The organism is Phytopseudomonas argentinensis, assembly GCF_900113905.1.
GTDB lineage: Bacteria > Pseudomonadota > Gammaproteobacteria > Pseudomonadales > Pseudomonadaceae > Aquipseudomonas > Aquipseudomonas argentinensis.
This window is the reverse complement of the sequence record NZ_FORC01000001.1, coordinates 1,292,365-1,315,198: the sequence shown is the minus strand read 5'-3', so window position 1 is coordinate 1,315,198 and position 22,834 is coordinate 1,292,365. Positions and strand designations below refer to the sequence as shown.

Sequence of the window (22,834 nt, the reverse complement as noted above, 5' to 3'; positions counted from 1 at the left end):
TGTCCACCACTCTCCTATCGCGATGGTGGATGAAAAAACGTCAGCTGCGCGCCCCGATCCACCCTGCGTCCTGATCCATCGTGGAAGCGGGCCATGCCCGCGAAAGATCACGGGCATGGACTAGGCGTCCCCGCCCGTTCCCACAGGATAGCGGTACGGCCGCTCCCGCCACGTCGCCGTCAAAATAGATAAAGCCTGGCAGGACGATCGTGAACAGGCTCTTGGTGCAACGGGCGCAGCGTGAAGCTGCGGCCGGTGGGCGGTCAGAGAAACTGCTCGGCGTGGTGGCAGGCCACTTCACGGCCATCGAGCGGGCGCAACAACGGCAGCTCGGTCTGGCAGCGCTCGGTGGCGTAGGGGCAGCGCTTGTGGAACGGGCAGCCAGATGGCGGGTTGAGCGGGTTGGGCAGCTCGCCGACGATCTTGATTTTCGGTTTGCTCGGATCCGGGTGGATGGTCGGCGTGGCCGACAGCAGCGCCTTGGTGTAGGGGTGCAACGGGCGCTCGTAGATACGTTCGCTGGGCCCTATCTCTGCCGGGCGGCCGAGGTACATCACCAGCACGTCATCGGCCACATGGCGCACCACCGACAGGTTGTGGGAGATGAACACGTAGCCGGTCCTGAACTCTTGCTGCAGGTCCATGAACAGATTGAGCACCTGGGCCTGGATCGACACGTCCAGCGCCGAGGTCGGCTCGTCGGCCACCAGCACCTTGGGGTTGAGCATCATGGCGCGGGCCAGGGCAATACGCTGGCGCTGGCCGCCGGAGAACATGTGCGGGTAGCGCTGGTAGTGCTCGGGGCGCAGGCCGACCTGGCTCATCATCGCCTGCACCTTCTCGCGGCGTTCGGCGCGCGACAGGCTGGTGTTGATGAGCAGCGGCTCGGCCAGTTGATCACCGATCTTCTGCCGCGGGTTGAGCGAGGCGTAGGGGTTCTGGAACACCATCTGCACGTCGCGGCGCAGTTGCTTGCGCGTCTGTGCGTTGGCGCCGTTCACTTCCTGGCCGGCGATCTGCAGCGAGCCCGAAGAAGGTTCTTCGATCAGCGTCAGCGCACGCGCCAGGGTGGATTTGCCGCAGCCGGATTCACCGACCACGGCCAGGGTCTTGCCGGCCTGCAGCTCAAAGGACACGCCATTGAGCGCCTGCACCGTGGCACTGGGCTTGAACAGCCCCTGAGACACGGAATAGTGACGCGTCAGCTCGCGTGCGGTCAGGACGGTCGTCATCACGCCACCTCGGCATTCAGATTGAGCGGGAAATAGCAGCGCACCGCGCCGCGCTCGTGGGGTTCCAGGGCCGGACGTTGCTCGCGGCACTTGGGCTGCACGTAGGGGCAGCGCGGCGAGAGCAGGCAGCCGTGGGGCCGGTCGTAGCGGCCGGGGACGATACCGGGCAGGGTCGACAGGCGTGTGGCGCCCAGGCTGTGCTCGGGAATCGCCTTGATCAGCGCCTCGGTGTACGGGTGAGTCGGTGCATCGAACAGCGCCGGTACCTGGCCCAGCTCCACCGCTTGCCCGGCGTACATCACGCACACCCGGTTGGCGGTCTCGGCGACCACGGCCAGGTCATGGGTGATCAGTACCAGGCCCATGTTCTGCTCGCGCTGCAGGTCGAGCAGCAGCTCCATGATCTGCGCCTGAATGGTCACGTCCAACGCGGTGGTCGGCTCGTCGGCGATCAGCAGCTTGGGCTCGGCGGCAATCGCCATGGCGATTGCCACGCGCTGGCTCATGCCCCCGGACAGCTGGTGCGGGAAGGCTTCGAGGCGGCTCGCTGCGCCAGGAATCTCCACCCGCTCGAGCAGTTGCAGGGCACGCTGGCGCGCCGCCTTGCCTTTGAGGCCCAGGTGCTGGCGCAGCACTTCCTCGATCTGGAAGCCCACGGTGAAGCTGGGGTTCAGGGCGGTCATCGGGTCCTGGAAGATCATCGACAGGTCCTTGCCGACGATATGGCGACGCTGGCGACCCTTGAGTTTCAGCATGTCGGTGCCATCGAAGACCAGACGGTCGGCACGGACGATACCGGGGGCATCGATCAGGCCCATCAGCGCCATCATGGTCACCGACTTGCCGGATCCGGATTCGCCGACGATGGCCAGTACTTCGCCCTTGTCGACTTTCAGGTCGAGGCCGTCGACCACGGGCACGGCGTTGGCGTCGCCGAAGCGCACGCTCAGGTTGTCTATTTCCAGCAGGCTCATCGGGTGGCCTCCATCGAATGGCAGGGGGCGGCCGGGGTGCAGAACAGGTTCATGGCGGCCTCCTCAGATCGCGTTCTTGAGTTTCGGGTCCAGCGCATCGCGCAGGCCGTCGCCCATCAGGTTGATCGCCAGCACGCTTAGCAGAATCGCCAGGCCCGGCAGGGTCACCACCCACCAGGCGCGTTCGATGTAGTCGCGCGCCGAGGCCAGCATGGTGCCCCACTCAGGCGTAGGCGGTTGCACGCCAAGGCCGAGGAAGCCCAGGGCGGCGGCGTCGAGAATCGCCGAGGAGAAGCTCAGGGTTGCCTGCACGATCAGCGGCGCCATGCAGTTGGGCAGCACGGTGATGAACATCAGGCGCGGCAGGCTGGCACCGGCCAGACGGGCGGCAGTCACGTAGTCGCGGTTCAGCTCGCCCATCACCGCAGCGCGGGTCAGGCGCACGTAGGAGGGCAGCGAGACGATGGCGATGGCGATCACCGTGTTGATCAGGCCTGGGCCGAGGATGGCGACGATGGCCACCGCCAGCAGCAGCGAGGGCAGGGCCAGCATGATGTCCATCAGGCGCATGATCGAGGGGCCCATCAGGCGCGGGAAGAACCCGGCGATCAGGCCCAGCAGCAGGCCGGGAATCAGCGAGATGACCACCGAGGCGAGGCCGATCAGCAGCGACAGGCGCGCGCCGTGGATCAAGCGCGAGAGCAGGTCGCGGCCGACTTCGTCGGTGCCGAGTATGAAGCGCCACTGGCCGCCGTCCAGCCAGACCGGCGGGGTCAGCAGGGCATCACGGAACTGCTCGCTGGGCGAGTAGGGCGCGATCCATGGTGCGAACAGCGCGCAGAACACCATCAGGATCATGAAGCCGAGGCCGGCGACGGCACCCTTGTTGTGGCTGAATGCGGCCCAGAATTCCTTCAGCGGCGAGGGGTAGACCAGGCTCTGGTCGATAGGCGTGGTGGTGGTCGAGGTCATGCTCGCACCTCATGGGTATTGGATGGGGACGTAGCTCGAGTCGAGCGGAGCGACATCCGGGAAAGAGCGACCTGGGTATCGCTGTGCTCAACCCAGGCTACGGAAGTAATTTGTAGGGTGGACGACGCTTCATCCGTCCACCGCGGCGCGGTCATGGTGGATGAGAAAAGTGTCATCCACCCTACGGAGGTATTGGTATCAGTTGCCATCATGACTCCGGAGAATCGGTTCATGGCCTCGCGAGCTAGCGCGAGGCAAGGAAAAATTCGTCGAGAGAGCGGAGTTGGCTGTAGCCAATGAGCATCTCGAGAGGGATTTTGACGCGGCATCGCCGACGCGCAGCAGGTCATGGCCGGTTCTCAGCGCTGGTGGCGAATACGTGGATTGACGAGTCCATAAAGGATGTCGACCACGAAGTTGACCAGGATCACCAGGCAGGCGATCAGCAGGATGCCGTTCTGCACCACCGGGTAGTCGCGGGCGCCGATCGACTCGATCAGCCACTTGCCGATGCCCGGCCAGGAGAAGATGGTTTCGGTCAGCACCGCACCGGCGAGCAGCGTGCCGACCTGCAGGCCGAACACGGTGAGCACCGGAATCAGGGCGTTGCGCAGACCATGCACGAACACCACGCGGCCCGGCGACAGGCCCTTGGCGCGGGCGGTGCGCACGTAATCTTCACGCAGCACTTCGAGCATCGCCGAACGGGTCATGCGGGCGATCACCGCCAGCGGAATGGTGCCCAGCACGATGGCCGGCAGGATCAGGTGGCGCAGGGCGTTGACGAACGCGCCTTCCTCGTCGGACAGCAGGGTGTCGATCAGCATGAAGCCGGTCACCGGCTGGATGTCATAGAGCAGATCGATACGCCCGGATACCGGCGTCCAGCCCAGCCATACCGAGAAGAACATGATCAGCAGCAGACCCCACCAGAAGATCGGCATCGAATAGCCGGTCAGGGAGATGCCCATCACGCCATGATCGAACAGCGAGCCACGCTTGAGGGCGGCGATCACCCCGGCGATCAGTCCCAGGGTGCCAGCGAACAGCAGCGCCGCCAGGGTCAGCTCCAGGGTGGCGGGGAACAGGGTGGTGAATTCGTCCCACACCGGCGTGCGGGTGCGCAACGATTCACCCAGGTCACCCTGGGCCAACTGGCCGATATAGTCGAAGTATTGGGCGTACAGGGGCTTGTTCAGGCCCAGGCGCTCCATGGCTTCGGCGTGCATCTGCGGGTCGACGCGCCGCTCGCCCATCATCACTTCCACGGGGTCGCCGGGGATCATGCGGATCAGCGCGAAGGTCAGCAGCGTGACCCCGAAGAACGTCGGAATCAGCAGGCCCAGGCGCCGGGCAATAAAACTCAACATCGTGGTAGGTACCTCATTGGCCGGTCAGGCAGCCCACCGGCGTGGGTATCGCCGGCGGTGTGTTTTTATCTACTTCACCCGGGTGGTGGCGAAGTTGTTATTGGTCAGCGGGCTGACGTGATAGCCCTCGACGTCCTTGCGCATGGCGGTAAACAGTTTCGGATGGGCAACGCTGATCCACGGAAGCTCCTCGGCGTAGATCGCCAGGGCCTGGCGATAGAGGCTGGCACGTTGATCGTTGTCGGTCACGGCGCGGGCCTGGGTGATCAGCTCCTGGAACTTAGGGTTGCACCAGCGCGCATAGTTCTCGCCGTTTTTCGCCGCCTCGCAGCTCAGCAGCGAGCTCAGGAAGTTGTCCGGGTCGCCGTTGTCGCCGGCCCAGCCCGAGGCGACCAGATCGGCTTCGCCATTCTTGGCGCGACGCAGCATTTCGCCCCACTCCATCATTCGGATGTCGACCTTGAGGCCTATCTCGGCGAGGTCGGCCTGCAGCATTTCCGCCGACAGACGCGGGTTGGGGTTGGTCTGCCCGCCGCCACTGCGGGTGAAGAGGGTGATCGCGGTGCCCTCGGGCACGCCGGCTTCCTTGAGCAGGGCACGGGCTTTGTCCAGGTCGCGGGGCGGGTTGCGGTTTTCGTCGTTGTAGCCGATCAGGGTTGGCGGGTACGGATTGACCGCCACCAGCGCGTTGCCCTTGCCAAACAGCTGCTCGACATGGCGCTGACGGTCGAAGGCCAGATGGATCGCCTGGCGCACGCGCAGGTCGCTCAGGTATTTGTGCTCGGTGTTGATGGCGATGTAGCCGGTGACGATGGCCTCGATCTCGTCCACCTTGAGCCTGGGGTCGGCCTTGATCGAAGGCACGTCATCAGGCTTGGGATATACCGCCACCTGGCATTCGTTGGCGCGCAGTTTCTGCAGGCGCACGTTGTTGTCGGTGGTGATGGCGAAGATCAGCGGGTCGCTGGGCGGCTTGCCACGGAAGTAATCGGGGTTGGCCTTGTAGCGAATCTGGGCGTCCTTGTTGTAGCGCTGGAAGACGAATGGCCCGGTGCCGATCGGCTTGCTGTTGAGGTCGCCGGTCTTGCCCGACTTGAGCAACTGATCGCCGTATTCGGCCGAGTAGATCGAGGTGAAGGCCATGGCCAGGTCACGCAGGAAGGGCGCCTCCGGGCGGTTCAGGGTGATGACCACGGTGTGGTCGTCGGTCTTGGTCACCGACTTGAGCAATTGCCGGAAGGCCATGCTCTCGAAGTAGGGGTAGCCGACGCTGGTCTTGTCATGCCAGGGATGGTTGGGGTCGAGCTGGCGGTTCAGGCTCCACAACACGTCATCGGCATTGAAGTCGCGGGTGGGCGTGAAGTAATCGGTGGTGTGGAACTTCACGCCCTGGCGCAGGTGAAAGGTATAGGTCAGGCCGTCGGCGCTGACTTCCCAGCGCTCGGCGAGGGCCGGCTGGATGTCGGTGGTGCCGGGCTTGAAGTCGACCAGGCGGTTGAACAGTGCTTCGGCCGAGGCGTCGGCAGTGACCGCAGTGGTGTACTGGACGATGTCGAAGCCCTCGGGGCTCGCTTCGGTGCACACCACCAGCGGCTTGGCCGCGAGGTTGCCGGCGGCGCCGAGGATCATGGCAGCCAGGGCGGCGCGGAGCGGTAGCGGTTTCATAGAATGCCCCCTGCGAATCACGTCAGCATAGACGTCACGGCCTGCACTTGGCAGGCCGCGAGCCTCTGCTCGGAGAGTGTTGGTATCGGCTGCCCGGCTGGGTCGGCGCAGCAGCGGCGTCGGCCGCCTCGCGGAGTGCGCGAGGCGACCGGCACGCGGCTCAGTCGTTGCTTACACCACTGAAGCTGTTGCGGCCGAAGGGGCTGATCTGGAAGCCCTTCACGCTGGCGCGCATCGGCTGGTAGACGGTGGAGTGGGCGATCGGGGTGATCGGCACTTCACGCTTGAGTACCGCCTGGGCCTGCTTGTACAGCTCGCTGCGCTCACTCTGGTCGGTCACGCGCTTGGCGGCCACCACCAGCTTGTCGTATTCGGCATCGCACCACTTGGAGAAGTTGTTGCCGTCTACCGAGGCGCAACCGTACAGGGTGCCGAGCCAGTTGTCGGGGTCACCGTTGTCGCCGGTCCAGCCGATCAGCATGGCGTCGTGCTCGCCGGCGTGGGCACGCTTGATGTACTCGCCCCACTCGTAGCTGACGATGCGCGCCTTGACGCCGACCTTGGCCCAGTCGGCCTGCAGCATCTCGGCCATCAGACGGGCGTTGGGGTTGTAGGGGCGCTGTACGGGCATGGCCCACAGAGTGATCTCGGTGCCTTCCTTGACGCCGGCAGCCTTGAGCAGCTCCTTGGCCTTTTCCGGATTGTAGGGGGCGTCCTTGATCGATTCGTCGTAGGACCACTGGGTCGGCGGCATGCCGTTGACGGCCAGTTGGCCGGCGCCCTGGTACACGGCGTCGATGATCGCCTGCTTGTTCACGGCCATGTCCAGTGCCTGGCGCACTTCGAGCTTGTCGAACGGTGCGCGGGTCACGTTGTAGGCGATGTAGCCCAGGTTATAACCGGGCGCAGTCGGTACGTTGAGGTTCTTGTCGGCCTGCAGGCCCTTGAGGTCGGCCGGGCGCGGGTTCAGGGTGATCTGGCACTCGCCGGCACGCAGCTTCTGCGCACGTACCGAGGCGTCGGTGTTGATCGAGAAGATCAGGTTGTCGATCTTCACCTGGTCAGGTGCCCAGTAGTCCTTGTTGCCCTTGTAGCGAATCGCCGCGTCCTTCTGGTAGCGGCTGAACACGAACGGGCCGGTGCCAATCGGCTTCTGGTTGATTTCCGAGGCCTTGCCGGCCTTGAGCAACTGGTCGGCGTACTCGGCCGAGTGCACGGCGGCGAAGTTCATCGCCAGGTTCTGCACGAAGGCGGCATCCACGGCGTTGAGGGTGAAGACCACGGTGTGGTCGTCGGTCTTCTCGATCTTGGCGATGTTCTTGTCCAGGCCCATATCGGTGAAGTACGGGAACTCGCTGGGGTAGGCCTTGCGGAACGGGTGGTTGCGATCGAGCATGCGCTGGAAGGTGAACAGCACGTCGTCGGCATTGAATTCGCGGGTCGGCTTGAAGTAGTCGGTGGTGTGGAACTTGACCCCTTCGCGCAGGTGGAAGGTGTAGGTCAGGCCGTCTTCGCTGACGTCCCAGGAGGTGGCCAGGCCGGGCTGGGCCTTGGTACCGCCGCGCTCGAACTCTGCCAGGCGGTTGAAGATGGTTTCCGAGGCCGCATCGAAGTCGGTGCCGGTGGTGTACTGGCCCGGGTCGAAACCGCCGGGGCTGCCTTCGGAGCAATACACCAGATTGCTGGCCTGGGCGAGCGAAACACTGGAGAGCAGGCCTGCAGTGAGCAGAGCCTTGCACAGGAGAGACATGCGCATGCGAACCTCTTTTTTTCTTTTTGTTCGCGCCTGGGTTCAGCGCGAGCTCGGAATGCGGTGAAAGCGGATAGCTCACCGGGTCGGGCTCGAAATTAAGTCATGCTGAAATTTCGGTCAACAAAAATTAAGCAGCACTAACATTGCGCATATTTGCCCTGAAGTGGGGCATAAATTACTCGATGGCGGGTTGATCGCCAAACAAGGCCATGGTGGTCATGGTCAGCACCTCGGCCGGCTCGTCCGTGGCGTTGACCAGCCGGTGCAGCTTGCCGGCATCGAAATGCACCGAGTCGCCAGGCCCCAAGGGATAGTCGCGGCCCTCGATGGTGTAGACGATATGCCCGGCCAGCACGTAGGAAAATTCCACGCCCTCATGGGCGATCAGCTCCGACTCGTAGCCCACCGGGATGTTCATCTTCACGGCGTTGATGGAGTTGCCGGGGAACGAACTGGACAGCCGCTCGTAGGCCAGCAGCTGGCCCCCTACGGTATAGCGCACCCGCTGGTCGACGTGGGAGTCGGGCTGGGCCTGGGCGGGTTGATCGAACAGGGCGTTGAGCGGCACGTTCAGCGACTTGGCGATGCTTGCCAGGGACGAGATCGACACGCCGGTGAGGTTGCGCTCGGCCTGGGACAGGAAGCTGGCGGTCAGGCCGGCGTCGGCGGCCACCTGATTGAGGGTCTTGCCGGCGGCCCGCCGATAGCGGCGCAGGCGTTCGCCAATGCGATCTGCGGTCATGGGAAAGGTTCGCTATTCGAATCGACAGAGTATACCCAGGCGTTGCGGGGACTTCAGCTGCGATTGCAACGCTTTTTTAAGTCCCACTGAAAAAAGCTTTGACCGTAATTTAAGTTGCACTTAAATTTTGCCGCAAGTGAATGACCTGGCAGCGATGTCCGTTGCCGTCGCCAGACGAGGATGTGCAGATGACACTGGGAGTGGGCGGTAGCACGCCGGAGCAGGCCTTGGCGCGCCTGCAGGACATGACCGCCGGCGCGCAGCCGATCGGCGAGGCGGAGTATCAGGCACGTATCGAACGGGCCCAGGCACTGATGCGCGAACAGGGCATCGCGGCGCTGTTCATCGCAGCAGGCAGCAACCTGCAGTACTTCACCGGGGTGAAATGGAACCCCAGCGAGCGCATGGTCGGCGCCATCCTGCCGGCCAGTGGTCCCGTGGAATACCTGGCGCCGGCCTTCGAGGAAGGCACCGTGCGCGACTTCCAGGTGGTACCGGGCACCATCAATACCTGGGAAGAGCACGAGAGCCCCTATGCGCTGCTGCTGCGCTGCCTCCGTCGTCTTGATGTTACGCCCAATGATGGTGCGCCGCCCCAGGTAGGTCTTTGTTCTTCCTTGCCTTTTTTCATGTTCGAAGGCATTCGCAAGCTGACCAGCGGTTACCGCTTCGTCGATGCCGGGGTGATCACCACGGCCTGTCGCCAGCGTAAGTCGGCAGCCGAAATCGCCCTGATGCAACGCGCCAAGGACATGACCCTGGAAGTGCACAAGGCGGCGGCGAGCATTCTCCATGAAGGCATCACCACCACCCAGGTGGCCGAGTTCATCCGCCAGGCACACCGCAAGGTCGGCGCGCCGGGCTCGATCTTCTGCATCGTGCTGTTCGGCCCGGCCAGCGCCTTCCCCCATGGCGTCAAGCATGCGCAGACCCTGAAGGACGGCGACATGGTGCTGATCGATACCGGCTGCCAGGTACACAGCTACCTGTCGGACATCACCCGCAGCTACGTCTTCGGCACGCCGAGCGAGCGCCAGCGCGAGTACTGGAACAAGGAGAAGGCCGCCCAGCAGGCTGCGTTCGAGGCCGCGGTGCTCGGCGCCCCGTGCGCCAGCGTGGACGCCGCCGCGCGGCGCAGCCTGGAAGCTGCCGGGCTGGGCCCTGCCTACAGGTTGCCGGGCTTGCCCCACCGCACCGGCCATGGCATCGGCCTGGACATCCACGAGGGCCCGTACCTGGTCGGCGGTGACGACACGCCACTGGCCGAGGGCATGTGCTTCAGCAACGAGCCGATGATCTGCGTGCCGGGCGAGTTCGGCATCCGCCTGGAAGATCACTTCTACATGACGGCCGAAGGCCCGCGCTGGTTTACCCAGCCGAGCCACTCGGTGGACGACCCGTTCGGGCTGAATGCCTGAGCAATCTGTTTAGGCGATATGAAGAGCTGCTACAAGGCAGAAGCGGACATCGGCCGCTGCTGCTTTTGTAGGAGGGGCTTTAGCCCCGAGCTTTCTACGTCCCAGGCACTATGCGTGACCTTTGGTTTGCCAGCGTTATCGCGTTGTGGATACGTTCGGTTCCGCTCTGTCGAGCGGGTTTCTTTTGGCATCGCCCGGATGGCCGGCCCCGCCAAAAGAAACCAAAAGGTCTAGCCCCGGCATACGGCCCCAGCTTCGCTGGGGTTCCCTCGCTCCATCATTGTTCCGAGGGCCCGACCTAGGCGGCCCCCCACGAAGGGCCGTCCCTGGCCCATCGCGGCTCTCGCGACATCCATGTCGCTCAACCCTCTTCACAACGATTCCGCTCGGCCTCCTGAAGGGGCGATTGGTGTCGCCTGATAATTTTTTGACATGAGGAGCACCAAAAAGACAAAGCGGCCGAACGGCCGCTCCCGCCACTTTGCAGGCAACGCTGAAGTCGATCCGCAAGATCGTGAACAGGTTCCTGGAAACGAAAACGCCCGGCCAATTGGCCGGGCGTTTTCATTCAGGCAACTCCATTATTCGATGCTGACACCGTAGAAGGAGTTGATGCCGAACGGGCTGATCTTGAAGTCCTTCACGCGCGTGCTCATCGGCTGGTACACCGTGGAGTGGGCAATGGGCGTGTTCTGCACGTCGGCCTTGAGCAACTGCTGGGCCTGCTTGTAGAGCACGGTACGCTCTTCGCGGTCGTTGATCGCCTTGGCCTTCTTCAGCAGGGCGTCGAATTCCTTGTTGCACAGGCGGCTGTAGTTGTTGCCGCCGATGGCGTCGCAGCCGTACAGCACGCTCAGCCAGTTGTCGGGGTCACCGTTGTCGCCGGTCCAGCCGATCAGCAGGGCATCGTGCTCGCCAGCCTTGGCGCGTTTGTTGTACTCGCCCCACTCGTAGCTGACGATGCGCGCCTTGATGCCGATCTTCGCCCAGTCGGCCTGCAGCATCTCGGCCATCAGCTTGGCGTTGGGATTGTACGGGCGCTGCACCGGCATGGCCCACAGGGTGATCTCGGTACCTTCCTTCACGCCAGCGGCCTTGAGCAGTTCCTTGGCCTTTTCCGGGTTGTAGGGCGTGTCCTTGATGGTGTCGTCATAGGACCACTGGGTCGGCGGCATGCCGTTCACGGCCACCTGGCCGGCGCCCTGGTACACGGCGTTGATGATTGCCTGCTTGTTGACCGCCATGTCCATGGCCTGGCGCACTTCGAGCTTGTCGAACGGCTTGTGCTCGGTGTTGTAGGCCAGATAGCCGACGTTGAAACCAGCCTGCTCGGGCATCTGCAGCTTGGGATCTTTCTTCAGGGTTTCCAGGTCTGCCGGGCGTGGGAACACGCTGACGTGGCATTCGCCTGCGCGCAGCTTCTGCATGCGCACCGATGGGTCGGTGTTGATGGCGAAGATCAGGTTGTCGATCTTCACGTCATCCAGGTTCCAGTATTCCTTGTTGCCCTTGTAACGGATCTGCGCGTCTTTCTGGTAACGGCTGAACACGAATGGGCCGGTGCCGATGGGCTTCTGGTTGATGTCCGAGGCCTTGCCGGCCTTGAGCAGCTGGGCGGCGTACTCGGCCGAGTGGATCGAGGCGAAGCTCATGGCCATGTTCTGGATGAACGCGGCATCGACGGTGTTGAGGGTGAAGCGCACCGTGTGTTCGTCGACCTTCTCGATCTTGGCGATGTTCTTGTCCATGCCCATATCGGTGAAGTACGGGAACTCGGTGGGGTACGCCTTGCGGAACGGGTCGTCCTTGTTGAGCATGCGGTTGAAGGTGAACAGCACGTCGTCGGCGTTGAATTCGCGGCTCGGCTTGAAGTAGTCGGTGGTGTGGAACTTCACGCCTTCGCGCAGGTGGAAGGTGTAGGTCAGGCCGTCGTCACTGATGTCCCATTTTTCGGCCAGGCCGGGGATCACCGAGGTGCCGCCACGCTCGAATTGCGAGAGGCGGTTGAAGACTGTTTCGGCGCCGGCATCGAAGTCGGTACCTGTGGTGTAGAGCCCGGGGTCGAAACCCGCCGGGCTGCCTTCCGAGCAGTACACCAGGTTGCCGGCGGCCTGTGCGAAGGGGGCGCTGGCAATCAGGCCGGCGACGACAAAAGCCTGGATAAAGGCGTTCTTGTGCATGGTTACCTCATGTCTATTGTGATTTTTGCGAGGGGTCTGCAACTGGAAAACGTGGCCTGTCAGATGCTGACGAGCCTGCGTTAACCCTAGACCTTGTTTTACGCTATGCACGGGATGTGCCGAAATGCGCAGAAAAATTCAGGCGATGTGCGCAGGGCGTTGCGGCAGTGCTCGCAACGCCCGTTGAACCTCGGCCTGCTGCGCCGGCAGGTAGTGCTTACAGCTGCACTTCGATCACGCCGTCGGCATTCATGGTCACCTGGCTGGTGCCGGCTTCGACTTCCGGGGTGGCGCTGTCGCTGGAGAACGCCGAGGCCTTCATGGCTTCCATGCGCATCGGCGGGCGTACGAAACCGCCGCTGTTTAGGTTCAGGCTGACCAGCTTGTAGCTCTTGCCACCCAGTGCTTCGGTGGTCAGTTGGGCGCGTTCCTTGAAGGCGGCGACGGCGTCCTTGATCAGCGCGTCTTCTTCTTTCTTGCGGGTGGCGTCGGCAATGCTGAAGCTCATGCCGCCCATCTTCAGGGTCTTGAGCATCTCGCCAGTGAGCTTGGACAACGCAGCGAAATCGGCGCTTTCCAGGCGGATTTCGGCGCGCTCACGCCAGGCGCTGATTTGCTCACCTTTCTCGCTGTACACCGGGTAGCTGTTGCGGCTGCCCTGGGAAACGGTCACCCCCTGTACGCCGCGTGCCTGGGTCAGGCCGGCATTCAGGGTGCGGGTGATCTCGGCGGCGAGGGCGGCTGGATCGCTCTGCTGGGCCTCGGTGTACAGGGTGACCTGCATCAGGTCGTGGGCCACTTCGTGGCTGACCTGGGTGCTCAGGGAAATCTGGTTGTAGCGCGGCTCATCGGCGTGCGCAGCGATGCTGAGCAGGCTGGTGCTGAAAGCCAGTGCGGTGGCGAGGCGTGACAGTGGCAGCATGGCGATTCCTTATCGATAGCGGGCACGGATAGAGACCGTGTTCATGGGGTTAGACGAGGCAAACTGGAGATTCGGGTTAAGCGAATCAAAAAATATTCACCCCCACCTGAGACCACCCTGATCGGCAAGTGACTGCGCTGATCCGGTGCCAGGCGGGAATCATCGTACGACTGCGGCGCGTTGCCGCATCAGGCCGCCGGCGGGCTTGGTTATACTCGCCGGGCTCGCCAACGAGCATAGAGGAGTATCGATGCTCGCCCCCGTACAACTGCTTTCGGCCAGCCGCCAGAACCTCTGGCGGCTGACCCTTATCCGCTTTCTGGTGCTGGCCGCGCAGGCCGGTTCGGTTGGCCTGGCCTACAAGTCCGAGTTGTTGCCGCTGCCCTGGTTGCAGTTGAGCATCACCCTGGGCGCCTCCCTGGTGCTGTGCCTGCTGACCGCCCTGCGCCTGCGCGGGCCCTGGCCGGTCACCGAGGCCGAATACGGCATCCACCTGGGCTTCGACCTGATCATCCACAGCGTGCTGTTGTACTACTCGGGCGGCTCGACCAACCCCTTCGTGTCCTATTACCTGGTGCCGCTGACCATTGCCGCGGCGACCCTGCCGTGGCTGTTCACCATGATTCTCGGCGGCATGGCGCTGGCCTCCTACACCCTGTTGCTGGTCTGGTCGCACCCGCTGCAACTGCCGGTGGGCCCGCGCGAGAGCCTGCTGGTCTACGGTATGTGGCTGAGCTTCGCCCTGGCGGCGGGGCTGATCACCTTCTTCGTGGCCAAGATGGCCGAGGAGCTGCGCCAGCAGGAGAAACTGCGCGCCGAGCGACGTGAAGAGGGCATGCGTGATCAGCAACTGCTGGCCGTGGCCACCCAGGCCGCCGGTGCCGCCCACGAGCTGGGTACGCCGCTGGCGACCATGAGCGTGCTGATCAAGGAGCTGCGCCGCGAGCACCAGAATCCGTTGCTGCAGGAAGACCTGGCGCTGCTGCAGGAGCAGGTCAAGCTGTGCAAGGAGACCCTTCAGCACCTGGTGCGCGCCGCCGAAGCGGATCGTCGCCAGGCGGTGGTGGAAATGCCGGCGGTCAGCTGGCTGGAGACCACCCTCAATCGCTGGCACCTGATGCGCCCGGAAGCCAGCTATCGTTACGAATGCCTGGGCGTGGGCAAGTCGCCGCAACTGATGCCGCCAGCCGACCTGACCCAGGCGCTGCTCAATCTGCTCAACAATGCCGCCGATGCCTGCCCGGACAACCTGGAAATCAGCCTGGACTGGGACCACCAGTGGGTGCGCCTGAGCATTCGCGATTACGGCGCCGGTGTACCCTTGGCCATCGCCGAGCAACTGGGCCGGCCGTTCTTCACCACCAAGGGCAAAGGAAAGGGCTTCGGCCTCGGCCTGTTTCTCAGCCAGGCCAGCGTGACCCGTGCCGGCGGCACGGTGAAGCTGTATAACCATGAAGAAGGCGGCACGCTCACCGAGCTCAAGTTGCCGCGCGCCTACGCCAGGGTATGAGCCCGCAGGATTGTCGATGCAGCGCACTGCCGAGCCGGCAGGCCGCGAGCATGTTTGGAGGAGTGACCCATGAGTGACGAAACGCTGCTGGAAAGCGAAGAACAGCCCCATCTGCTACTGGTCGACGACGACCCCACCTTTACCCGCGTGATGGCCCGCGCCATGAGCAGCCGCGGGCTGCGCGTGTCCACCGCCGCTTCCGCCGAGGAAGGCCTGGCGTTGGCCACCCAGGACCTGCCGGACTACGCCGTGCTCGACCTGAAGATGGAAGGCGACTCCGGCCTGGTGCTGCTGCCCAAGCTGCTGGAGCTGGATGCCGAGATGCGCGTGGTGATTCTCACCGGTTACTCGAGCATCGCCACCGCCGTGGAAGCCATCAAGCGTGGCGCCTGCAATTACCTGTGCAAGCCGGCCGACGCCGACGATGTGCTCGCCGCACTGCTGACCCAGCATGCCGACCTCGACACCCTGGTGCCGGAAAACCCGATGTCGGTGGATCGCCTGCAGTGGGAGCACATCCAGCGCGTGCTGGCCGAGCACGAAGGCAACATCTCGGCGACCGCCCGTGCCCTGGGCATGCACCGCCGTACCCTGCAGCGCAAACTGCAGAAGCGTCCGGTTCGGCGCTAAGACGAGGCGCCACCCACGCGGGAGGGCAAAGGCTTGCTATCATTAGCAGGCTATCGACGTGCCTGATTGCCGGGCACGTCGGCACGTTCGACGGCCTTTCCACCTTCCGGTGTTTCCATGCTCGCTGTAATCCAGCAAACCCTCGCGATCACCGCGCCGGTTTTCGCCATGCTGTTTCTCGGCGTGCTGCTCAAGCGGCTGCGCTGGATCGATGACGGGTTCATCGATACCGCTTCTTCGCTGGTATTTCGTGGCACCATGCCGACATTGCTGTTCATCAGCATCGTCCAGGCCGACCTGAGCGCAGCCCTGCAGCCGGCACTGATTGGCTATTTCGTGCTGGCGACCCTGGTCAGCTTCGCCGTCGCCTGGGGCTGGGCGATCTGGCGCTGCCCGAGAGTCGACCGCGGCATCTACACCCAGGGCGCGTTTCGCGGCAACAACGGCATCGTCGGCCTGGCACTGGCCACCAGCATGTATGGCGACTACGGGCTGTCGGTGGGGGCGGTGCTCGGCGGCGTGGTGATCCTCTGCTACAACGTGCTGTCGTCCATCGTGCTGGCCATCTACGCGCCGGGCATGAAGGCCGACCCCTGGACGCTGTGCAAGAGCATCTTCAGCAACCCGCTGATCATCGGCGTGCTGTCGGCCATCCCTTTCGCCTACTGGCAGATCCCGCTGCCGCACTGGACCATGGTGTCGGCCGAATACTTCGCGCAGATGACCCTGCCGCTGGCGCTGATCTGCATCGGCGGCACCCTGTCGCTGGCCTCGTTGCGCGAGAGTAGCGGCGTGGCCATCAGCTCCAGCCTGATGAAGATGGTCTGGCTGCCGCTGCTCTCCACCCTTGGCGCCTGGGCCGTCGGCTTTCGCGGCGCGGACCTGGCGATCCTGTTCCTGTACTTCGTCAGCCCCACGGCAGCCTCGAGCTTCGTCATGGCCAAGGCGGTCAACGGCAACTACCGGCTCGCCGCGGCGATCATCGTTATCACCACCCTGGCAGCGGTGGTGAGCACCAATGTCGGTCTGCTGCTGCTGCAGTGGGCGGGTTGGGTGTAGCGGCCAATTGCCGGTTCGTTGCAAGGGTTTACGATGCGATCCGCTGCAGCAAAAGTGTCACAGGTGCTCCTTAAGGTGGCTGGAATCCTTTTTCAGCCGCCGAGGACACCACCATGCCGCGCGCCCTTTTCTGCCGACTGCTGCCCGCCCTGTTGCTGCCCCTGCTGGGCAGCGCCCATGCCGCGGACCTGTCCTCGCGTTACACCGATAGCGACGACGACATGGTCGCGGATGCGCCGGCCAAGCCAGGCGAGTGGCTGGACCCGGCCACGCTGATCTTCGCCTACACCCCGGTCGAAGATCCGGCCGTCTATGCCAAGGTGTGGGACGAGTTCCTCCAGCACATGGAGAAGGTGACCGGCAAGAAGGTCAGGTTCTTCCCGGTGCAGTCCAACGCCGCCCAGCTCGAAGCCATGCGCGCCGGGCGCCTGCACATCGCCGGCTTCAACACCGGTTCCGTGCCACTGGCCGTCAACTGCGCCGGTTTCGTGCCCTTCACCATGATGGCCGACGAGAACGGCGGTTTCGGCTACCAGATGGAGATCATCACCTATGCCGGCAGCGGTATCGATGATGTGCCAGGGCTGAAGGGGCGCACGCTCGCCTTCACCTCGCCCACCTCCAACTCCGGCTTCAAGGCGCCGTCGGCACTGCTCAAGTCCGAGTTCAACCTGGAAGCCGACAAGGACTTCAAGACCGCGTTTTCCGGCAAGCACGACAACTCGATCATGGGTGTGGTCAACCGCGACTACGATGCCGCCGCCATCGCCAACTCGGTGCTCTCGCAGATGCAGGCGCGTGGTGTGGTCAAGGCCGACCAGTACAAGGTGCTGTACACCTCGCAAACCTTCCCCACCACCGGTTATGGCTACGTCTACAACCTCAAGCCGGAACTGGCCGACAAGGTGCGCAAGGGCTTCGAGACCTTCGACTGGGAAGGCACCGCGCTGCAGGCGGAATTCAAGAACTCCGGCCAGGCGCAGTTCATCCCCATCACCTACCAGGAGCACTGGGAAGTGGTGCGCAAGATCGACCAGGCCATGGACGTGAGCTACGCGTGCGACAACTGAGCCATACGGCGTTGAGAGGAGCACAGCCATGAACCTGCTCGAGATCAAGGGCCTGGGCAAGCGCTACGCCACCGGTGACCAGGCCCTGGCGGACATCCGCCTGGCGCTGCCGAAAAGCCAGGTGATGGCGCTGATCGGCCCGTCCGGCGCCGGCAAGAGCACGCTGATTCGCTGCATCAATCGCCTGGTGGAGCCCAGTGAGGGCCAGGTGCTGCTCGGTGGCCTGTCACTGACCGGGCTGCGTGGCGGCGCCTTGCGCAAGGCGCGGCGGCGCATGGGCATGATCTTTCAGGACCATGCCCTGGTCGATCGCCTGACGGTCATGGAGAACGTGCTGTCCGGGCGCCTTGGTTATGTGGGCTTCTGGCGCAGCGTCTGGCGCCGCTACCCGCGGGCTGACGTGCAGGAGGCGTTTCGCCTGCTCGAACGCGTGGGCCTGGCCCATGCCATCGACAAGCGCGCCGATGCGCTGTCCGGTGGCCAGCGCCAGCGTGTCGGCATTGCCCGCGCGCTGCTGCAGAACCCGGAGCTGCTGCTGATCGACGAGCCCACGGCGAGCCTCGATCCGAAAACCTCCCGGCAGATCATGCGGCTGATCCGCGAGCTGTGCGAAGAGCGCGGCCTGACCGCGATCATCAATATCCATGACGTCGACCTGGCACGGCGCTTTTGCGACCGCATCGTCGGCCTGCACGCCGGTCGGGTGGTCTTCGATGGTTTGCCCGATGCCCTGGATGCCGCGACGCTGACCCGCATCTACGGTGAAGAAGACTGGGACGCCCATGCCGCCGAAGCGGCGCAGGATGACGACCCCGATGCGCCGCCCGCACTGCATGCGTCGCGCTCCGGCTGGCCACGGGTGACCACCTGATGGCCGGGCAGGTGAGCCTGGACGAGCGCCTTGCCAGAGCAAGGGCCGGCGACTGGCGACCGCCCGCGCTGTTGTCGGGAAGAGGGCAGCGCTGCCTGGTGATCGGCGGCCTGCTGCTCTATCTGCTGCTGGCCGGTTCGAGCATCAACCTGGACTGGCATCGCATCGCCGAAGGCTGGTCGCGGGGCCTGGCCTTCGCGGCCGGTTTCCTGCAGCCGGATTTCACCAGCCGCGGTGGCGATATCCTCGAAGGCCTCCTGGAAAGCCTGAGCATGACCCTGGTCGCCAGCGTGCTGGGCATTGCCCTGTCGGTTCCGGTGGGCCTGGGCGCCGCGCGCAACCTGTCGCCGCTACCGATCTACCTGTTCTGCCGGTGGCTGATCATGGTGTCGCGCACCTTCCAGGAGGTGATCATCGCCATCCTGTTCGTGGTGATGTTCGGCTTTGGCCCCCTGGCCGGCGTCGCCACACTGACCTTCGCGACCATCGGCTTTATCGCCAAGTTGCTGGCCGAGGCGATCGAGGACATCGATGCGCGACCGCTGGAGGCCATTCGCGCCACCGGCGGCAGCTGGTTGCAGGTGCTCAACCACGCCGTGCAGCCACAGATCCTGCCGCGGCTGATCGGGCTGTCGCTGTACCGCCTGGATATCAACTTCCGCGAGTCGGCGATCATCGGCATCGTCGGCGCGGGAGGCATCGGCGCGACGCTCGGCACCGCCATGGATCGTTACGAATACAACACGGCCGCCGCCGTGCTGCTGATCATCATCGCCATCGTGCTGGCCGCCGAGTATCTCTCCGGTTACGTACGTCGCTGGCTTCAGTAAGGCGCTATCCCCATGCCGATCATTCATGCCGACACCGCAGAGCCGCAATGGCGGCGCCGTACCAGCGCCCAGCAGTGGTGTAACTGGCTCGCCTGGTTCGCCGGCGCGTTGCTGTTCGTCTGGTGCGCACGGTTCATCTCCGAGAACACCCTTTGGGAGTTCGTGGCGGACGCCGGAAGCCAGGGTGCCTCGCTGCTGGCACGTATGGTGCCACCCCAATGGGACTACACGCCCGAGTTGCTCAGGCCGCTGTGGGATACGCTCAACATCGCCACTCTGGGCACCGCCCTCGGGGTAATGCTGGCCTTTCCCCTGGCATTTCTCGCGGCGCGCAACACCACCCCATCGCCGCTGATCAGAAGCGCCGCGCTGCTGGTGATCGTCTCCTCGCGCTCGATCAACTCGCTGATCTGGGCGATGCTGCTGGTGGCGATACTCGGCCCAGGGGTGCTGGCCGGGATCATCGCCATCGCACTGCGCTCGGTCGGCTTCGTCGGCAAGCTGCTCTACGAGGCCATCGAAGAAATCAGCACCTCGCCGGTGGAGGCCATCGGCGCCACCGGGGCAGGGCGCCTGCAGGTGCTGCAGTTCGGCGTGGTGCCGCAGATCATGCCGGCCTTCGTCGGCACCTCGCTGTATCGCTGGGATATCAATATCCGTGAGGCGACCGTATTGGGGTTGGTCGGCGCTGGCGGCATCGGCCTGCAGCTCGATGCGGCTATCAACAACCTCGCCTGGAGCCGGGTCAGCGTGATCTTCATGCTGATCTTCGCCACCGTGATCTTTTCCGAGTGGGCCTCGGCGAAGCTGCGTCAGCGCCTTTCCTGAGCCAAGCCTCCTCGGCGCCTCCTCGGGCTGCCAGATGTGCCGGCATGCGCCGGTCTTTTGTGGTTCTGCCCACGTTCATTGTGATCCAGTGCCGATTCGCAAATGCCACGATTGTCAGCGTCAAGGCAACTCGCTAGCATTCCCGCCCAGCATGTAACTTGATGTGACGGCGGCGCCTGCAAAGGCTGCTGGCGCCACAGCCAAGACCAAACCTTTTCCAGAGCCAACAGTGTGAAGTGCGGGCGCCAGGATCCCTGAGCCAGCACAAGGAGTGCAGTGCGGTGGTTCGCTTTCTTTCGCAGCGCCGAGCGATTCGGTTCGCTCCCACCGGTCGCTGGCTGGCGCGCTGCGTGCTGCTGCTCTGCGCTGCCCTGACGATGCCATCGAGCTGGGCCGACCCTCGCGGCGGCGAGCCGTCCGTTTCCCTGCAGGCACCAGGCGGCGGCTGGCGCTATTACGGCCTCAACGACGGCGATAACGACGCCCGCGTGGCCTACCCGACACCGCCCATCGATCGTGGCGCCCAGCGTGGGCGCAGCCTGATCGAAGGTACCCTGCAGAACATCGGTCACCTGCGCACGCCACACCGGCTGGTGGTCAACGGCAACCCGCTACCGCTGTATACCGACGAGCAGGGCAGCTTCGCCCGACCCTATGCCTTCGGCGCCGGCTCCAACAGCGTGGAACTGGTGGCCGGCGAAGGCAAATCGCTCAAGCGGGTGCAGTTCTATGAGGCCAACAACCTGCGCACGCCGGCACGCATTCGCATGGTGCTCGGCTGGGACGACCCCAAGGCCGAGCTCGACCTGCATGTGGTCACCCCGGATGGTCAGCACGCGTTCTGGAGCCAACCGGTGCTCAGCAACGGCGGCGGCCTGGATGTGGATAGCGTCGATGGCCCCGGCCCGGAAATGTTCACCATGACCGCGCCGCTGCAAGGCACCTACCTGATCTACGTGAACTACTGGGGCAACCTGGGCAGCGAAGGCTACAACTTCGAGGCCGGCAGCAACCAGAACGAGATCATCACCGCGCAGATCAACCTGATCTTCAACGAGAACACCGTCAACGAGAAGCGCGAGACCTTCGTGGTGCCGCTACGCGCCATCGGTGAGCTGCTGTTCGTCAAATCTTTCAATTACTGATATCCCGAGGCTCGGATGAACCGGAATACCACTGCCCACCTGCGCCACGTCGCTCTCCTGCTGGCGGCTGGCCTGCTCGCCGCCTGTGGCCAGGATTCGCGCGATCTGGGTGAACGCAGCGCCCTGGGTCTGGATCTGCAGCGCCCCGATGCGCTGATCGAGAGTGCCTCGCTCAGCCGTCTGCCCAAGGATCTGCTGGCGGTGCCGCTGCTGCGCGACACCCTCACCGAAGACTTCGTGTTCTATTACGAGCACAACGCCGACCGCCTCGGTTTGGTCGGCAGCCTGCGGCGGATCATCTACGAGCGCGACCTGAAGCTGCGCGACGAGCTGCTCGACGAATTGCTCGACCAGCCCGCCGACGTGGCGTTGTGGAAGGGCGCCGATGGCAAGCTCAAGCATTTCGTGATGGTCATGCAGCGTGGTGGCCTGGCCAAGGTCCTCGAGCCGCTGGCCCATGTCGCCCTGGATGACACCCAGCTCAGCAAGGCCGGCGAGCTGCACGTCGATGGCGGCAGCGTGCCGCTGTACCGCCTCAACTACCTGGGCGATCGCGCCCTGCTGCTGGCCAGCCACGGCGACAAGCTCTTGGTGCTGTCGTCTCCCGGCATGCTGTTCGGTGAGGACGACAAGCTTGGCCGTGCGGCCACCGAGTCCGTCGAAGCGCTGCTCGACGGCGACAATCCCTTTGCCAAGCGCTTCGGCCTCAAGGCGCGCGAGACCGAGCAGCAGCGTATTTCCCTGAGTGGCGAGTACGTCGCGCTGGGTTACCAGCGCTTCTTCCCGGCCTTTGCCGGCGTGCGTTTCGAGAAAGGCGAGGGCGGCTGGAGCAGCTTCCTGGCACTCAACGAATTCGACGATCAACCGGCCATGGATTTCACCCCGATCTGGAAAGCCATGCCCATGGGCGCCAGCGCCTGCGTCGCCGTGCCGGTGGCACCGGGCAGTGCCGAGAAGCTGCTGGAGCGGGTCGGCGCGAGCAAGGCCGTCAGCGAGGACCTGCAGAAACGCCTGGGCAGCACCGCCGGCCTGTGCTGGTACGCCGACTCGCGGTTGCACTCGCCGCTGCTGGTCACGCACCTCGACGAAGCCGCCACGCCGGAGCTGGATCAGGCCATCGGCGGGCTGTTCGACGGCATGATTGGCGCCTTCGAGCCCAATGCCGAGAATGGCCGCTTTCCGGTCGAAAGCCAGAGCACGGCCGATGGCCACACCTGGCGCCGCGAGGTGGGCTCCAACTTCGGTCAGTACCCGGCCGAGCAGGGCACCATTCCCGATGCCCTGGTCTCCCAGGGCTTCTTCCGGGTGAGCCTGGCGCGCCAGGGACAGACCTTGCTGTTCTCCCTCGATGACCGGCTGGTGGACAAGGCGCTCGATACGCTGAACAAGCGCTTCCCGCCGCTGGCCGAAGTGCTGCCCACCGACGGCGTGGTGCCCGGATACCTGGCGCCCGAAGGCCTCTCGCGCCTGCTCGAACAGGAAACCCTGGACAGCCTGCCGGCCAACTACGAACCGGTATTCCGCAATGCCGCCGACACCCACCTGCTGCCCAAGCTGCGCGCCATGGGCGGTTATGGCCAATTCGCGCTGACGCTGCCGAAAGGCACCGAAGCCGATGACGATTGGAAGTGGATTCCGCTCGAATGGCGCGCGCTTTGATCAC

The 22,834-nt window shown here is 64.2% G+C and carries 19 protein-coding genes; 10 read left to right on the top strand and 9 right to left on the bottom strand.

The window, feature by feature from the left end; translation table 11 throughout:
- Nucleotides 1-263: 263 nt before the first annotated feature.
- The 7 genes from BM154_RS06000 to BM154_RS05970 form a co-directional block, all read right to left on the bottom strand.
- Nucleotides 264-1,232: a peptide ABC transporter ATP-binding protein gene (locus BM154_RS06000; protein WP_074881441.1), complete on the bottom strand. Its 969-nt coding sequence runs from the start codon at nt 1,230-1,232 to the stop codon at nt 264-266.
- Entirely contained in the window at nt 1,232-2,206 is a 975-nt protein-coding gene (locus BM154_RS05995) for an ABC transporter ATP-binding protein (RefSeq protein ID WP_074881440.1), read from the bottom strand. Before BM154_RS05995 ends, BM154_RS06000 begins: the two co-directional genes overlap by 1 nt.
- A gap of 63 nt (nt 2,207-2,269) precedes the next feature.
- Nucleotides 2,270-3,178, bottom strand: coding sequence for an ABC transporter permease subunit (locus BM154_RS05990; protein ID WP_074881439.1), 909 nt, complete (start codon nt 3,176-3,178; stop codon nt 2,270-2,272).
- Between the two features lie 359 nt (nt 3,179-3,537).
- Nucleotides 3,538-4,548: an ABC transporter permease subunit gene (locus tag BM154_RS05985; RefSeq protein WP_074881438.1), complete on the bottom strand. Its 1,011-nt coding sequence runs from the start codon at nt 4,546-4,548 to the stop codon at nt 3,538-3,540.
- A 69-nt stretch (nt 4,549-4,617) separates the two neighbouring features.
- Nucleotides 4,618-6,213, bottom strand: a complete 1,596-nt coding sequence (locus BM154_RS05980) for an ABC transporter substrate-binding protein (protein ID WP_074881437.1) — start codon at nt 6,211-6,213, stop codon at nt 4,618-4,620.
- A gap of 160 nt (nt 6,214-6,373) precedes the next feature.
- Nucleotides 6,374-7,969 carry an ABC transporter substrate-binding protein gene (locus BM154_RS05975; RefSeq protein ID WP_074881436.1) on the bottom strand — a complete coding sequence of 532 codons (1,596 nt, stop codon included), beginning with the start codon at nt 7,967-7,969 and terminating at the stop codon, nt 6,374-6,376.
- Between the two features lie 172 nt (nt 7,970-8,141).
- A complete protein-coding gene (locus BM154_RS05970; protein ID WP_074881435.1) occupies nt 8,142-8,708 on the bottom strand; it encodes a cupin domain-containing protein in 567 nt (188 codons plus the stop codon).
- 188 nt (nt 8,709-8,896) lie between these two features.
- Here BM154_RS05970 and BM154_RS05965 point away from each other — a divergent pair, with 188 nt between their 5' ends.
- Nucleotides 8,897-10,126, top strand: a complete 1,230-nt coding sequence (locus BM154_RS05965; protein ID WP_074881434.1) for a M24 family metallopeptidase — start codon at nt 8,897-8,899, stop codon at nt 10,124-10,126.
- A 581-nt stretch (nt 10,127-10,707) separates the two neighbouring features.
- Here BM154_RS05965 and BM154_RS05960 read toward each other — a convergent pair.
- Nucleotides 10,708-12,306: an ABC transporter substrate-binding protein gene (locus BM154_RS05960; protein WP_074881433.1), complete on the bottom strand. Its 1,599-nt coding sequence runs from the start codon at nt 12,304-12,306 to the stop codon at nt 10,708-10,710.
- Between the two features lie 217 nt (nt 12,307-12,523).
- Entirely contained in the window at nt 12,524-13,228 is a 705-nt protein-coding gene (locus BM154_RS05955) for an SIMPL domain-containing protein (protein ID WP_074881432.1), read from the bottom strand.
- A 250-nt stretch (nt 13,229-13,478) separates the two neighbouring features.
- On the opposite strand from BM154_RS05955, the gene BM154_RS05950 reads away from it, so the two are divergent.
- The 9 genes from BM154_RS05950 (at nt 13,479) to BM154_RS05910 (ending at nt 22,830) form a co-directional block, all read left to right on the top strand.
- Nucleotides 13,479-14,738: an ATP-binding protein gene (locus BM154_RS05950; protein WP_074881431.1), complete on the top strand. Its 1,260-nt coding sequence runs from the start codon at nt 13,479-13,481 to the stop codon at nt 14,736-14,738.
- A 69-nt stretch (nt 14,739-14,807) separates the two neighbouring features.
- Nucleotides 14,808-15,368 (top strand): response regulator transcription factor, encoded by a 561-nt coding sequence (locus tag BM154_RS05945; RefSeq protein WP_070884366.1) that lies wholly within the window; start codon nt 14,808-14,810, stop codon nt 15,366-15,368.
- Between the two features lie 117 nt (nt 15,369-15,485).
- A complete protein-coding gene (locus BM154_RS05940; RefSeq protein WP_074881430.1) occupies nt 15,486-16,427 on the top strand; it encodes an AEC family transporter in 942 nt (313 codons plus the stop codon).
- Nucleotides 16,428-16,540: 113 nt separating this feature from the next.
- The gene (phnD, locus tag BM154_RS05935; RefSeq protein WP_074881429.1) at nt 16,541-17,497 is read left to right on the top strand and encodes a phosphate/phosphite/phosphonate ABC transporter substrate-binding protein; all 957 of its coding nucleotides are present in this window, start codon (nt 16,541-16,543) and stop codon (nt 17,495-17,497) included.
- Between the two features lie 28 nt (nt 17,498-17,525).
- Nucleotides 17,526-18,368 (top strand): phosphonate ABC transporter ATP-binding protein, encoded by an 843-nt coding sequence (gene phnC, locus BM154_RS05930; protein WP_208609414.1) that lies wholly within the window; start codon nt 17,526-17,528, stop codon nt 18,366-18,368.
- The gene (gene phnE, locus BM154_RS05925; RefSeq protein WP_074881428.1) at nt 18,368-19,198 is read left to right on the top strand and encodes a phosphonate ABC transporter, permease protein PhnE; all 831 of its coding nucleotides are present in this window, start codon (nt 18,368-18,370) and stop codon (nt 19,196-19,198) included. Before phnC ends, phnE (BM154_RS05925) begins: the two co-directional genes overlap by 1 nt.
- A gap of 12 nt (nt 19,199-19,210) precedes the next feature.
- Complete coding sequence (gene phnE, locus BM154_RS05920) at nt 19,211-20,026, top strand: phosphonate ABC transporter, permease protein PhnE (RefSeq protein ID WP_074881427.1); 816 nt, start codon at nt 19,211-19,213, stop codon at nt 20,024-20,026.
- A 377-nt stretch (nt 20,027-20,403) separates the two neighbouring features.
- Nucleotides 20,404-21,171 carry a YfaP family protein gene (locus BM154_RS05915; protein WP_074882401.1) on the top strand — a complete coding sequence of 256 codons (768 nt, stop codon included), beginning with the start codon at nt 20,404-20,406 and terminating at the stop codon, nt 21,169-21,171.
- Between the two features lie 15 nt (nt 21,172-21,186).
- Nucleotides 21,187-22,830 (top strand): DUF2138 domain-containing protein, encoded by a 1,644-nt coding sequence (locus tag BM154_RS05910; protein WP_074881426.1) that lies wholly within the window; start codon nt 21,187-21,189, stop codon nt 22,828-22,830.
- Nucleotides 22,831-22,834: the final 4 nt, after the last annotated feature.

Bases quoted from the DNA above. Each gene is read 5' to 3' on its own strand.
- BM154_RS06000 (WP_074881441.1), bottom strand. From the start codon at position 1,232: ATGACGACCGTCCTGACCGCACGCGAGCTGACGCGTCACTATTCCGTG.
- BM154_RS05995 (WP_074881440.1), bottom strand. From the start codon at position 2,206: ATGAGCCTGCTGGAAATAGACAACCTGAGCGTGCGCTTCGGCGACGCC.
- BM154_RS05990 (WP_074881439.1), bottom strand. From the start codon at position 3,178: ATGACCTCGACCACCACCACGCCTATCGACCAGAGCCTGGTCTACCCC.
- BM154_RS05985 (WP_074881438.1), bottom strand. From the start codon at position 4,548: ATGTTGAGTTTTATTGCCCGGCGCCTGGGCCTGCTGATTCCGACGTTC.
- BM154_RS05980 (WP_074881437.1), bottom strand. From the start codon at position 6,213: ATGAAACCGCTACCGCTCCGCGCCGCCCTGGCTGCCATGATCCTCGGC.
- BM154_RS05975 (WP_074881436.1), bottom strand. From the start codon at position 7,969: ATGCGCATGTCTCTCCTGTGCAAGGCTCTGCTCACTGCAGGCCTGCTC.
- BM154_RS05970 (WP_074881435.1), bottom strand. From the start codon at position 8,708: ATGACCGCAGATCGCATTGGCGAACGCCTGCGCCGCTATCGGCGGGCC.
- BM154_RS05965 (WP_074881434.1), top strand. From the start codon at position 8,897: ATGACACTGGGAGTGGGCGGTAGCACGCCGGAGCAGGCCTTGGCGCGC.
- BM154_RS05960 (WP_074881433.1), bottom strand. From the start codon at position 12,306: ATGCACAAGAACGCCTTTATCCAGGCTTTTGTCGTCGCCGGCCTGATT.
- BM154_RS05955 (WP_074881432.1), bottom strand. From the start codon at position 13,228: ATGCTGCCACTGTCACGCCTCGCCACCGCACTGGCTTTCAGCACCAGC.
- BM154_RS05950 (WP_074881431.1), top strand. From the start codon at position 13,479: ATGCTCGCCCCCGTACAACTGCTTTCGGCCAGCCGCCAGAACCTCTGG.
- BM154_RS05945 (WP_070884366.1), top strand. From the start codon at position 14,808: ATGAGTGACGAAACGCTGCTGGAAAGCGAAGAACAGCCCCATCTGCTA.
- BM154_RS05940 (WP_074881430.1), top strand. From the start codon at position 15,486: ATGCTCGCTGTAATCCAGCAAACCCTCGCGATCACCGCGCCGGTTTTC.
- phnD (WP_074881429.1), top strand. From the start codon at position 16,541: ATGCCGCGCGCCCTTTTCTGCCGACTGCTGCCCGCCCTGTTGCTGCCC.
- phnC (WP_208609414.1), top strand. From the start codon at position 17,526: ATGAACCTGCTCGAGATCAAGGGCCTGGGCAAGCGCTACGCCACCGGT.
- phnE (WP_074881428.1), top strand. From the start codon at position 18,368: ATGGCCGGGCAGGTGAGCCTGGACGAGCGCCTTGCCAGAGCAAGGGCC.
- phnE (WP_074881427.1), top strand. From the start codon at position 19,211: ATGCCGATCATTCATGCCGACACCGCAGAGCCGCAATGGCGGCGCCGT.
- BM154_RS05915 (WP_074882401.1), top strand. From the start codon at position 20,404: ATGCCATCGAGCTGGGCCGACCCTCGCGGCGGCGAGCCGTCCGTTTCC.
- BM154_RS05910 (WP_074881426.1), top strand. From the start codon at position 21,187: ATGAACCGGAATACCACTGCCCACCTGCGCCACGTCGCTCTCCTGCTG.